This window comes from Moraxella sp. FZLJ2109 (assembly GCF_024296965.1).
Lineage (GTDB): Bacteria > Pseudomonadota > Gammaproteobacteria > Pseudomonadales > Moraxellaceae > Moraxella.
Window position 1 is genome coordinate 1247286 of sequence record NZ_CP101112.1, and the last position, 13371, is coordinate 1260656.

General features: G+C 47.6%; 9 protein-coding genes and 1 tRNA gene. 8 read left to right on the forward strand and 2 right to left on the reverse strand.

Going from position 1 to position 13371, the window contains the following annotated elements; all coding sequences use genetic code 11:
* The first annotated feature begins 86 nt into the window (after positions 1-86).
* The 4 genes from NKU06_RS05680 (at position 87) to gltS (ending at position 7274) form a co-directional block, all read left to right on the forward strand.
* Positions 87-671 (forward strand): DUF2799 domain-containing protein, encoded by a 585-nt coding sequence (locus tag NKU06_RS05680; RefSeq protein WP_254729363.1) that lies wholly within the window; start codon positions 87-89, stop codon positions 669-671.
* Positions 672-744: 73 nt separating this feature from the next.
* On the forward strand, positions 745-1533 hold the full coding sequence (locus tag NKU06_RS05685; RefSeq protein WP_254729365.1) for a bifunctional 2-polyprenyl-6-hydroxyphenol methylase/3-demethylubiquinol 3-O-methyltransferase UbiG: 789 nt from the start codon (positions 745-747) through the stop codon (positions 1531-1533).
* Positions 1534-1714: 181 nt separating this feature from the next.
* On the forward strand, positions 1715-5659 hold the full coding sequence (gene purL / locus NKU06_RS05690) for a phosphoribosylformylglycinamidine synthase (RefSeq protein ID WP_254729368.1): 3945 nt from the start codon (positions 1715-1717) through the stop codon (positions 5657-5659).
* A 343-nt stretch (positions 5660-6002) separates the two neighbouring features.
* The gene (gltS, locus tag NKU06_RS05695; RefSeq protein ID WP_254729370.1) at positions 6003-7274 is read left to right on the forward strand and encodes a sodium/glutamate symporter; all 1272 of its coding nucleotides are present in this window, start codon (positions 6003-6005) and stop codon (positions 7272-7274) included.
* 74 nt (positions 7275-7348) lie between these two features.
* Here the strand turns inward: gltS and dld are convergent, their stop codons facing one another.
* Entirely contained in the window at positions 7349-9028 is a 1680-nt protein-coding gene (gene dld, locus NKU06_RS05700; protein ID WP_254729372.1) for a D-lactate dehydrogenase, read from the reverse strand.
* Positions 9029-9050: 22 nt separating this feature from the next.
* Positions 9051-9881 carry an archaetidylserine decarboxylase gene (gene asd, locus NKU06_RS05705; protein ID WP_254729375.1) on the reverse strand — a complete coding sequence of 277 codons (831 nt, stop codon included), beginning with the start codon at positions 9879-9881 and terminating at the stop codon, positions 9051-9053.
* A gap of 191 nt (positions 9882-10072) precedes the next feature.
* Here asd and NKU06_RS05710 point away from each other — a divergent pair, with 191 nt between their 5' ends.
* The 4 genes from NKU06_RS05710 to NKU06_RS05725 all read left to right on the forward strand — a co-directional run bounded on the left by NKU06_RS05710 (position 10073) and on the right by NKU06_RS05725 (position 13359).
* On the forward strand, positions 10073-10462 hold the full coding sequence (locus tag NKU06_RS05710) for a YbaN family protein (protein WP_371923541.1): 390 nt from the start codon (positions 10073-10075) through the stop codon (positions 10460-10462).
* Between the two features lie 46 nt (positions 10463-10508).
* Positions 10509-10599, forward strand: a tRNA-Ser gene (locus tag NKU06_RS05715).
* A gap of 233 nt (positions 10600-10832) precedes the next feature.
* Positions 10833-12131 carry an adenosylmethionine--8-amino-7-oxononanoate transaminase gene (gene bioA / locus NKU06_RS05720; RefSeq protein ID WP_254729377.1) on the forward strand — a complete coding sequence of 433 codons (1299 nt, stop codon included), beginning with the start codon at positions 10833-10835 and terminating at the stop codon, positions 12129-12131.
* Positions 12132-12159: 28 nt separating this feature from the next.
* A complete protein-coding gene (locus tag NKU06_RS05725) occupies positions 12160-13359 on the forward strand; it encodes an 8-amino-7-oxononanoate synthase (RefSeq protein WP_254729379.1) in 1200 nt (399 codons plus the stop codon).
* Positions 13360-13371 lie beyond the last annotated feature (12 nt).

Sequence of the window (13371 nt, forward strand, 5' to 3'; positions counted from 1 at the left end):
ATCGATGGGATTTTTCCCAAAAATTTGCTACAAAGATGCGTAGTACAGTTAATGACACTCAGAAATTTTGCTAAGGAATGGAAATGATGAAAGTGGTGGTTTATGCGACAGCTCTTGCGATGATGGCGACAGTGGCAGGGTGTGCGTCCTTGTCCAAGGCAGAATGCCAAGTCGCAGACTGGCTACAGATCGGCGAACGCGATGGCTATCAAGGCTATGACTGGGGTCGTATCGCAGACCATGCCAAAGCCTGCGCCCGTGTCGGCGTCGTACCTGACCAAAAAACATGGGAGCAAGGACGACAAAAGGGTCTAAAGACCTATTGCACCATGCCGAATGCCTATCGCCGTGGGCTTAGCGGCAACTATCTGAACGATGTCTGTCCAGTCGAGATCCAAGAAGATCTGAACATCGCCAACCGATATGGTCATAACATCTATAAGCTGCGCAACATGGTCGATAGTAGCAAACGCGACTTAAAAAAACTACAAGATCAGCTTAAGAAACTGCAAGAAGGCGACAATCTGGAATTTAAGAGCGAAAAAGAAGCGCGCGCTTATATGCTTGAGCTGCCAGAGAAAATCCGCAAGCTTGAGAACGACATCAGCCACTATGAGAGCGAGGCAAACCGTGTCAAAGCCATCGGAGACAGACGCTTTTTGGTATATTAACAATTTGCTTATAGATGGTTTGTTAATGGTTTGATATCATGCGCTTTTTGTTCATTGAAATAAAGAGAATGGTATGACACAGTATGTTTGGCAGCGCGCGAGCAATGGCTTGACTTATGATGATAATCCGCGCCCTGAGTGCTTGGCATTGCTTGAGCGTGCGCCGACGCGCGTTTTGGACATTGGCTGTAATGTCGGTTCAGTGGGTCGTGAGCTCAAGCGTCGTTACGAAGGCGTGGTAGTGTGGGGCTGTGAGTTTAATCCCGAAGCTGCCAAAGTGGCTCGCACGCACTATGACCATGTCATCGAAGAAGATGTGATGCAGGTGGATTTTGCCAAAGCAGGTTTGACGGAGAAGTTTGATACGGTATGCTTATTTGATGTCTTAGAGCATCTTTATAATCCATGGGAGTTGTTGGTTGGTTTGCGTGACAAAATCAGCGATGATGCACAGGTGCTGATTAGCTTGCCAAATGCATCCAATCTTTTGGTGTTACTCGATGCCATGCGTGGGCAATGGCGTTATCAAAATTGGGGTTTGCTGGATTTTACCCATATTCGCTATTTTACCGATTTTGATGCGCGCAAGATGTTTTATCAAACAGGCTATCGTGTCGAAGAGATGCGTCCGCATATTTTTGGTCAAGATGCAGCGATTTATCAACAGCTTAAAGACCAATCCATGCCTGCGACAATAACCATTGATAAGATGACTTGGCGAATTGATAATCATGATGAGCTCGTGCGTTTATGTGCCATCCAAAATCTGTATCGTATCACGCCACATCATGGTAAGCTTGACGAACAAGAACAATATTGGGCATCTGATGATAGACCGCCGACTTTTGCTTTTGGTGGCTAGGTTTGCAGTGTCAGTTTTGATATGACTTGCTAAGACAACTTCAAAAGGGCGAAAATGCTGAAATTTTCGTCCTTTTTTATCACTTGTCAAAAATTTTGCCTTAATTTTCTGTTATAATAGACAGTATTTATTTTTTGATCATCTTGCCAGTTTAATGGCGTCATTTGCAAGGGTAAACACCATGATGAGCACCATCGCCGGTTTGGGTTTTTTGACCGATTTTCAAGCACAAAAATTAGCCGAACAGCTCAAAGACAAAGCAAATCTCACTGTGAGTGCATTGAGCAGTCAGCAGGTTTATGTATTTGATGCACCATTGTCTGATAGCGACCGCAAAAAAGCCTTGGATCTATTGAACCAAGGACAAGCGCCAGAGCTTATGGGTGCTGGTGATGGACAGGTGCAAGTTGTGGTTGCACCGCGTTTTGGCACGATTAGCCCATGGGCATCGAAGGCGACCGATATTTTTAATAACTGTGGCGTGGATATTCACCGTGTTGAGCGTGTGGTGGTTTATACCTTGACAGGCGAAAATCTGCCAAGCCGTCTGCCACCTGCTGCCGAAGCTATCTTGCACGATCGCATGACCCAAAGCTTGGTTTATGAGCTTGGTGATGTATCAGCCTTGTTCGTCGATGGCGAGCCTGCACACCTAAGCACGGTGGATATCATGGGTAAAGGCCGTGATGCACTGGTGTCTGCTAATACTGAGTTTGGCTTTGCGTTATCGAGCGAAGATATTGATTATTTGGTCGAAAATTTCACCAAGCTTGGTCGCAATCCGACTGATGTCGAGCTGATGATGTTCGCCCAAGCCAACTCGGAGCATTGCCGTCACAAGATTTTTAATGCCGAATGGACGATTGATGGCGAAGTACAGCCAAAATCACTGTTCAAGATGATTCGCAACACCCACGAAAAGCACTCTGAAGGCATCCTATCGGCCTACAAGGACAACGCAGCGGTGATGGAAGGCTTTGTGGCTGAGCGTTTTTATCCAACCAAAAATGATGCAGGCGAAGCACAGTACGGTTTTCATAATGAACAAGTCGATATCTTGATGAAAGTCGAAACGCACAACCACCCAACGGCGATTGCCCCATTTGCAGGTGCGGCGACAGGTGCTGGCGGTGAGATTCGTGACGAAGGTGCGACAGGTCGTGGCGGTAAGCCAAAAGCAGGCTTGACAGGCTTTAGCGTCTCGCATCTGCACCTGCCAACGATGCCTGAAAAATGGGAAACATCAGGCAAGGTATCGGCAGCCGACTATGGCAAGCCATCACGCATGGCATCGGCGCTAGATATCATGATCGAAGGCCCATTGGGCGGTGCGGCATTTGCTAACGAATTTGGTCGTCCGAACCTAAACGGCTATTTCCGTACCTTCCAGCTGGATACATCCGCTGAGCAAGACGGCAGTCAAATGCGTGGCTATCATAAGCCAATCATGATTGCCGGTGGCTATGGTAATATCAAGCGTAATTTGGTTCAAAAAAATGCCATCCAAGAAGGGGATTTGCTCATTGTACTGGGTGGCCCTGCGATGCAAATCGGTCTGGGCGGTGGTGCGGCAAGCTCAGTGGATAGTGGTGAGTTGGACGAAGGTTTGGATTTTGCATCTGTACAGCGTGATAATGCTGAGATGGAGCGTCGCTGCCAAGAAGTCATTGACACCTGTTGGGCGATGGCAAAAGATGGCAATGATAACAACCCAATCATCTCAATCCATGATGTCGGTGCTGGCGGCCTGTCAAATGCGATGCCTGAGCTTGTCGATGATCATGAGCTGGGTGCACACCTAAACCTGCGTAAAGTGCCATCACTAGAAGCAGGTATGTCGCCGATGGCTATCTGGTCAAACGAAGCCCAAGAGCGTTATGTGCTGGCTATCCGTCCTGAGAGCGAAAAGCTATTTGATGACATCTGTGCTCGTGAACGCTGCCCATATGCTATCTTGGGTATAGCGACCGCAGTGCGTCAGCTACAAGTCGATGACAGCCTATTACCAGAGCAACCTGTCGATATGCCAATGCAAGTGCTGCTTGGTGGTATGCCAAAGATGAAGCGTAGCTTTAGCCGTCGTGACAATGAACTGCGAGCGCTCGATGTCTCATCAGTGGATTTGGCAACGAGTATCAAAGATGTCCTACGCCACCCAACAGTCGCTAGCAAGTCGTTCCTAATCAGCATTGGCGACCGCTCAATCACCGGTATGGTGACCCAAGATCAGTATGTGGGTCGCTACCAAGTGCCTGTGGCAGATTGTGCGGTGACGAGCACGAGCCTAACCGCCATCACAGGTGAAGCGATGGCGATGGGTGAGCGTGCGCCTGTGGCATTGATCAGCCCAACTGCATCAGCTCGCCTAGCGGTCGGTGAAGCAGTGACCAATATCGCATCGGCCCGCATTGCCAAGATTAGCGATGTGACCCTATCAGCCAACTGGATGGCGGCTTGTGGCGACGAAAAAGAAGACGCTGCACTATTTGATGCAGTGCACGCAGTCGGCGAAGAGCTGTGCCCTGCGCTTGGCATCACCATCCCTGTGGGCAAGGACAGCCTATCTATGAAAGCCAACTGGCAAGATGATGGCGTGGATAAGTCAGTCAGCTCGCCGATGAGTCTGATTATCACTGCCTTTGCCCCTGTCCAAGATGTTGCAGGTACGCTGACCCCTGCGCTTGTCAATAGCGATTCGGTGCTGTATCGCATTGATTTGTCAGGCGGTAAGCTGCGTTTGGGCGGTTCGATTTTTGCGCAGACATTAAGCCAGCTGGGTAATGATTGCCCTGATCTGGACAATGCATCAGACCTTGCCAATTTCTTTGCCTTTATCCAAGCGGCTGCCAAAGCAGGCGTGATTAAGGCTTATCATGACATCGGTGATGGTGGCCTTGTGGCGGCGGTGGCTGAGATGCAGTTTGCCAGCCGTATGGCGATGAATCTTGCTCTAAGCGATGATAATCTATTGGGTCAGCTATTCGCCGAAGAGCTGGGTGCGGTGGTGCAGGTATTGCCTGAAGATGTCGATGCCTTTGTGGCATTAGCAGCAGAGCATGGCGTATCAGCATTGACAAGTCTTGTTGGTGATGCCAAGGCGACACCAGCAGGTGGTGCAGGCGTGGATAAATTGACCATCACGACGCCAACGGTACAGCTTGCCTTTGATCGCAGTGAGCTACAACAAGAATGGGCAAAAGTCAGCCATGCCATCCAAAGTCTGCGTGACAACCCTGCCTGTGCCGACCAAGAATTTGCCCTAATCAGCGACATCAACCATCATGGTTTGATTGCTGATGCCAATTATGACCTAGATTTGGCGGTCGAAGCACCATACATCAACAGCCGCACCAGCCTACCAAAAGTTGCCATCTTGCGTGAACAAGGCGTGAACGGTCATCTTGAGATGGGTGCAGGCTTTGTGCGTGCAGGCTTTGATGCCATTGATGTGCATATGAGCGACTTGATGAGTGGCCGCATCAACCTGCGTGACTTTGAAGGTTTGGTGGCGTGCGGTGGCTTTAGCTATGGCGATGTCTTGGGTGCAGGCTCAGGTTGGGCGAACTCGGTACTGTTCCACGATGAGCTGCGTATGCAATTTGCTCGTTTCTTCCATCGCCCTGAGACCTTTGCATTGGGTGTGTGTAATGGCTGTCAAATGATGAGTCAGCTCAAGGACTTGATGGTCGGTGCTGAGCATTTCCCACGCTTTAGAGCCAACAAATCTGCCCGCTTTGAAGCACGCACGGTCAATGTCCGTGTTGAGCGTACCAAATCAGTCCTGCTAAAAGGTATGCAAGACAGTATCTTGCCAATCGCCATCGCACATGGTGAAGGCTATGCGGATTTGGATGATAAATCAATGGCAGAATTGGTGCGTCATGGTCAAATCGCACTACGCTATGTCGATAGCCAAGGTCAGCCAACCGAGCATTATCCGCTGAACCCGAACGGCTCACCAGAAGGTGTCACGGGTGTATGTAGTAATGATGGCCGTGTTACCTTGATGATGCCACATCCAGAGCGTAATCTGCGAGCGGTGAATCATTCATGGAAGCCTGATGAATGGCAAAATGACGGTGCGTGGATGCGTCTGTTCCGCAATGCGCGTGCGTTCTTGCGTTAAGCACAGGTTAATAGCTGAATAACAACTTGCCCCAAATCACTTATGGTGGTTTGGGGCTTTGTTTTGGCTTGTTATCATTTATATGAATATCCTATGAATAATTGTAGAGAAAATTTGCATAAGTCTGTTTAAATTTTACGCAATTTTAAGCTATAAAAAAATAATTTACAAATCAATAAGATATTAGCGTAAATTCTGCCCAATTTATCCCAAAAATCACTTATAATGATAAGGTTTACTCATGATGTCATGAGTCTTGCAATAATTGTTCTGATTTTCTTATTGATCATGGCTTGTCGGTGAAGACTGGCAGGCGTGTGATGAGTTTTTGAAGGAGAGTTGTGTGGAAATTACACTCAACGGCTACTATACGCTGATTTTGGCAACGATGGTGCTATTGCTTGGTAAAGCGATGGTCAAGCGTATCAAGTTTTTGTCAGATTTTAATATCCCTGAGCCTGTGGCGGGCGGTCTGATTGCGGCAGCGATTGTTTATACGCTAAACGCAGTGTTTGGCTATAGTTTTACTTTTCAAAAAGAGCTACAAACGGCGTGTATGCTGATGTTCTTTGCATCCATTGGTCTGTCGGCGGACTTCGGTCGCCTAAAAGCAGGCGGTAAGCCGCTGCTCGTGTTTTTGGTGGTGGTGTCAGGATTTATCATTGTCCAAAACGCTGTCGGTGTCGGTGTGGCATCGGCACTGGGGCTAGATCCATTGATGGGCTTGGTGGCAGGTTCGATTTCTTTGACTGGTGGTCATGGTACGGCAGGTGCGTGGGGCACGACCTTTGAAGATAAATACGGCGTCATCGGTGCGACCACGCTAGGTATCGCCTGTGCGACCTATGGTCTGGTGGCAGGTGGTATCATTGGTGGCCCTGTCGCCAAACGATTGATTACCAATTTGGGTATCAAGCCAAGCGAAGACAAAGAAAACCGCTCAGCCGTCGAAGAAGTGGCGGACAGTCAGTCGCTATATAGCACCAAGCATAATATCGATGATGATACTGCACACAAAGAGATGTTTGAGCGTCCTGATAATATCCGCTTGATTACTGCATCATCGACTATCGAGACGCTGGCACTATTTGCAGCGTGTTTGGCATTTGCCGATATCATGACAGGCATCGCCAAGGACACTTGGTTTGAGCTGCCGACCTTCGTATGGGCGTTGTTTGGCGGTGTGGTGATTCGTAATACTTTGACCACTTTCTTTAACTTTGATATGTTTGACCGTGCCATCGATGTCTTTGGTAATGCGGCATTGTCATTGTTCTTGGCAATGGCTTTATTGTCATTGAAACTTTGGGAATTGGCGGACTTAGGCCCATCGATTCTCGTGGTCTTGGCAGTGCAGACAGTGGTGATGATTGCTTATGCTTACTTTGTCACTTTCCGTGTCATGGGCAAGGACTATGATGCAGCGGTGTTGGCGGCAGGTCATTGCGGCTTTGGCATGGGGGCGACGCCGACAGCGATTGCCAATATGCAGGCCATCACCGACCGCTATGTCCCATCGCATAAGGCGTTTTTGATTGTGCCGATGGTGGGTGCATTCTTTGTGGATTTGATGAACGTCGCCATCTTGCAAGGTTTCTTGGGCATGTTTAGCTAATTACTTCCATCAATAAAAATCACCCGATTACATTGCCATCGGGTGATTTTTATTGCAACATTGCATGGGTGGATTTAAGCCCAATGTTTTTTCTTAGACGTATGTCCAATGCCCACATTAAATTGATTGGTTGGGTCAAGGGCTTGATAATGCTGTTTTAGGCTTGGTTTTGCCACATACAAATGTCCAACATTATGTTCAGCAGGATACTCTGCACGACGTTCATCTAACAATTTCCACATTTCATGCTCCATTGCCAGCGGGTCTATGCCTTTTTTCACAATATAATCTTGATGGAACACATGGCACATAAAATGTCCATAATACAATTTATGGATAATATTTTTTTCCATCTCTTCAGGCAAAGTTTCGACCCAATCACGGTCATTACGGCGTAAAGCAATGTCTAGGGCAACAATATCTTCCACTTCATTGCGATGGGTATCACGATAGCGAATTGCCGCTCCTGCAACCGCAAAACGGTGTAAAAATGCCTTGCGACCTTCTTCATCATCGCATAAGAAATAATTGCCTGTGCTATGCCCCGCAAAATATTCTGTTAAAAATTGTCCGACCGTTTCGACATCTTGATGTTCAATGCGTAAAATTAAATGATGTTCGTATAAATCACGAAACTCATTCATACGTTTTGGCAAATGTGAAGGCATTAAACTAGTAATGGCTTGTAGCGTATGGTCAGTGAGTCCTTTCATATGTAATTTTTCACAAAGACCATCAACTTTATCTTTTAAAGCAAAGGCCTGTGGGACTTTGGCTGTACCAAATTTTTCAATAAATAAAAAGGTATCTTTGCCATATTTTGCCCCAATATCATAGGCGGTACGGTGAATATATTCCCCTGCAATCGGCAAGCGTGGTAACTCGGTTAATAAATAACGGCGAATTTCGGTTAAATCATGATGGTCATTACTGCCAATATAAAATACTCGGCTAGGAATTTTTTCAAAAGTATCTAAACGCACCGCAAACACACACACTTTACCTGCCGAACCTGATGCTTCAAATAATCGGCTTGGGTCAGCATTAAAACGAGCAGGGGTGTCTGCATCGACTTGGCGGACATCGTGGGCATAACGCTTATCAGATGCTGTGCGTCCGTGATTTTGACAGCACTCATGCACTTGGTAATCATTATTTTGTAATCGTGTTAGGATTTCTTCAGGTGTTTCCCCTAAATCAATTCCTAAATGATTAATCAGCTGTAATTGTCCATTTTCATCGACTTTGGCATATAGGGCAAGTTCGGTATAGGCAGGCCCCCGACGGACGAGTGCACCGCCCGAATTATTACATATACCGCCTAAGACTGATGCACCAATACAGGACGAGCCAATCACCGAATGCGGTTCACGGTTAAATGGTGCAAGCGTTTTTTCCAAAGCATCTAAAGTTGCCCCCGGTAAACACACCACTTGTTCACCATTTAAAATCGGCTGAATGCCTGTTAAACGACGAGTACTTAAAATCACCACAGGACGGTCATAGTCGCCATAGGGCGTTGAACCGCCTGTTAAACCTGTATTTGCCGCTTGCATGATGATAATGCAATCGGCTTCAACCACGGCTTTTAGCACTTGCCATTGTTCTAAAAGCGTCGCAGGAATAACTACGCACAATGCCTTACCACTGCCAAAGCGTCGCCCTTGATTATACCAACGCATATCGCCATCTTGGGTTAGGACATTGTCTTTGCCGACGATGGTTTTTAGGGTGTCAATCAGTACCGCTGTCATGATTTATCCTTATGATGCCAAATTATGCCAATTTGCCGATGGCTTGACCCATCACCACTTTTTGACCGTGCGTGATGCCATCTAGCCAAGTGTTGTCCGCTGATTTTGGCAACACCACAATCGCTGTCGAACCCAGATAAAATCTGCCAAGCTCATCGCCTTTTTTCATATCCATATCATGCGTGCGATACTGGATGTATGGCGTACGGCGAATTTGACCAGTTGCCACGCACTCAATGCCCGCTACAATCATCGCACCGACCAGTACCACCGCAGCACGACCAAACTCAGTCTCAAACAGACATACCAAGCGTTCATTGCGCGCGAACAAATCAGGTACTGACTCGGCTGTGGCATTATTCACCGAAAATAGCGTACCCGGTACATAGCGAGTGGCAATCAGCTTGCCATCAAAGGGCAGATGCACACGGTGATAGTTGCTCGGTGCTAGATAAATCGTCGCAAAACTGCCATCAATAAAATACTGACCATCATCATAATCAGCCAAGAGCTGACCGACTTCATAATCACGGCCTTTGGCTTGTAAGATGGCTTGGTGGTGAATATCGCCTGCTTGTGACACCGTACCATCAGCAGGGCAGATGATACTATTCTCATCGCCATCAATCGGGCGGATGTTGTCTTTTAATTCACGGGTAAAAAAGTCATTAAAACTGGCATAGTCATCGAGCGAGCCACGCTCATACTCATCGAGTGTGATGCCGTAGGCTTTGGCGAAGCTGTGGATTAGGGCTTTTTTGACATAAGGGTTTTGGCTTTTGGCAAGGCTGCCTGCCAGCTCGCTCAAGGCTTGTTGTGGGACGATGTTTTGTAGTAGGGTAAATAGGCTCATAACGATCCATAAACTGATGAAATTGCCCCCATTGTAGCACAGAACGATGGGGCGTACAGAAGAAAAATATTGCGTATATTCAATAAAACCGACGATGGATTTTGAAATTTTTGATTAGAAATTTTGGGCAAATCCGCTACAATAGACCAAAATGCTCAATCATCACGCTTAAATTTAGAAATACCATGACCATGCCAACGCCGCCCACCTTGCCCAAAAATCCAGCGATTCGCGCGATGTACTTTGTGCTGGGTGTGGTATCGCTGATTTTGGGCGTGATCGGTGCGGTGCTGCCTGTGATGCCGACGACGGTGTTTATTTTATTGGCGGCATTTTGTTTCGCCAAAAGCTCGCGGCGATTTTCTGATTATCTGCTTACGCATCCGACTTTTGGGCGGATGATTATTGATTGGCAGACGCGCCGTGCCATTCCCCGCCGTGCCAAATATTTGGCGTGGACGATGATGACGGTATCGGTGCTGATTTTATTGATCGGTGGCACACCGCTTTGGGTGCTTAGCATGGTGGCAGTGCTATTATTGGCTGTGGCGATATGGATGGCAAGGCTGCCTGATGCTTAAGAGTGATTGCAATTTGGGCGTAAAATCCGTATAATAGCGGTTCTTTGGAGATGTGGCTGAGTGGTCGAAAGCGCACGCCTGGAAAGTGTGTATGCGTTAATAGCGCATCAAGGGTTCAAATCCCTTCGTCTCCGCCATACATGATTTTTGCAAGGATTTGCAAAGAACGACAAACTGGTACAAAAACCCATAAACCCCTTGAAAATATTAGCTTTCAAGGGGTTTTTTGTTGCCTTTTTTTCCAAAAAACCTTCATCAAATCCGCCCAAAACCCACCCCAAGACTTTCTTTGAAAACCACCCCAATTCCCGCCCATCTCACCGCCGAACTTATGCTATAATCTGTGTTTATTTGCCGAACAGATACCACCATGCTACCCACGGATGATTTTGACACCGCCCATTTGTGGCATCCTTATACTTCGATGATCAACCCTTTGCCTGCGCTGAAAGTGGCTCGCGCGGACGGCTGTCGCATCACTTTGTCTGATGGCACAGTGATGATTGATGGGATGTCGTCTTGGTGGTGCGCGCTGCATGGCTACAATCATCCCGTGATCAATGCGGCGATCACCGAGCAAGTCGGGCAGCTGTCACACATTATGTTTGGTGGGCTGACGCATGAGCCTGCGATCGCATTGGGTAAGCTCTTGCTTGAGATGACAGCCAAGCCTTTGCAGCATATTTTCTACGCTGATACAGGTTCGGTAGCGGTGGAAGTCGCGCTAAAGATGGCGGTGCAATATCAGCACGCGCTTGGCAAACCTAACAAAACCAATATCATCACCACGCGCTCAGGCTATCATGGCGACACTTGGAATGCCATGAGTGTCTGCGATCCTGTCACGGGGATGCATGGGCTGTTTGGCACGGCATTACCTAAGCGGATTTTTGTGCCTGCGCCATCGATTCGCCCCGATGAACCGTGGCGCGATGATGAGATGATGGCGGTGCGCACAGCGTTTGCGGAGCATCATGAACAAATCGGCGCGTTCATCATCGAGCCTGTGGTACAAGGTGCAGGCGGTATGCGCTTTTATCATCCCAATTATCTGCGTGAAATCCGCAAGCTGTGCGATGAGTATGGCGTGCTTTTGATTTTGGATGAGATCGCCACAGGTTTTGGGCGTACAGGCAAGCTATTTGCTTATGAGCACGCGGACATCACGCCTGATATTTTGTGTCTTGGCAAGGCATTGACAGGCGGCTATCTGACGCTGTCGGCGGTGCTGACCACAAGCCAAGTCGCTCATACCATCAGTCGCGGCGATGCGGGCGTGTTCATGCATGGTCCGACTTTTATGGGCAATCCTTTGGTGTGCCGTACCGCTCTGGCAAGCACGCAGCTGCTACTCGATAGCGATTGGCAAGCTGCTGTTCGTCGCATTGAGCAGATGTGCCATGATCAATTAGCCAATCTTATCAATCTTGACCATGTCACTGATGTGCGCGTTCTTGGGGCGATTGGTGTGGTGGAGCTGATCCATCCTGTGAATATGGCATGGATTCAGACGCAGTGCGTTGCTCGTGGTATTTGGATTCGTCCATTTGGTAAGCTGGTCTATGTGATGCCGCCTTTTGTCATCAGTGATGATGAATTGATATTATTGCTTAGCCAACTGGTTGAATTGATTAAAGATTTACCAAATAACGGTTTAAAATTGGACTGATGAATTTATTAAGGAAAATACAAATTCAATGAATGATAAGCTCTTAGCCCATTTTAGCGATCATCTGGATATGCTCAAAGCCAAGCACAATCATCGTGCTTTTCGCGCTTTGATTCATGATCAATCTCAAGTGCAAATGGCAGATACGCGGCTGGTTAATCTTGCCAGTAATGATTATCTGGGCATCGCTCAAAAGGGTCAATTACAAGAAGAATTTTTAGATAATATTGATAAAATCAGCAAAAATTATGGCGAAAACTTACTGCTGACTTCGTCATCATCACGGCTTCTGACAGGCAATTTTACAAGCTATACCGCACTAGAAGAGCGCATGAGCACGCTGTTTGGACGAGCTTGCTTGCTGTTTAACAGCGGTTATCATGCCAATGTCGGTATCATTCCTGCGATTTGTGATGGCGGCACGATGATTTTGGCGGATAAATTGGTGCACGCCAGTATGATCGATGGCATTCGCCTTGCTACCGCAGCAGGGGCAAAGTGTGTGCGCTATCAACATCAAAATTTAGCACAGCTTGACAAACTACTTGCCAAATACCAAGACGATGACAGCATTCACCGCATCGTCATCTTAACCGAGAGTATTTTTAGTATGGATGGCGATGTCACTGATTTGCCAGCATTGGTGCAGATGAAAAATCGCTATGACAAAGCCATGCTGTACATCGACGAAGCGCACGCGATTGGGGTATGTGGCGAGATGGGCTTGGGCTGTGCTGAGCAGTTTGGCTGTATTGATGATGTTGAGCTGATTGTCGGAGCATTTGGCAAGGCAATGGCATCGGTCGGTGGCTATGTGATTTGTCATGATATTATTAAAGATTATCTAATCAATACCATGCGCCCATTGATTTTTAGCACTGCACTGCCGCCATTGAATATCGCGTGGACGCAGTTTGTGCTTGAGCGTATCATTGGCATGAGTGATGAGCGTGCGCAGCTGCAGCAGCGCAGTCAGATGCTCAGAGAACAAATCACTGCAATGGGCTATGCCTGCCCATCGGCAAGTCAGATCGTACCGATGATTGTCCATGATAATGATCGCGTGCTTGCGCTTGCCGATCAGATGCAGGCGGCGGGATTTTTGGTGCTGGGCGTGCGACCACCGACCGTGCCAGTGGGGCAGGCTAGACTGCGTATTTGTCTAAATACTGCCATTGGTGATAATGAATTTACCCAGTTTTGCCAAGTGCTAAAGACCATTGCTTGAATTTTAAGTTTA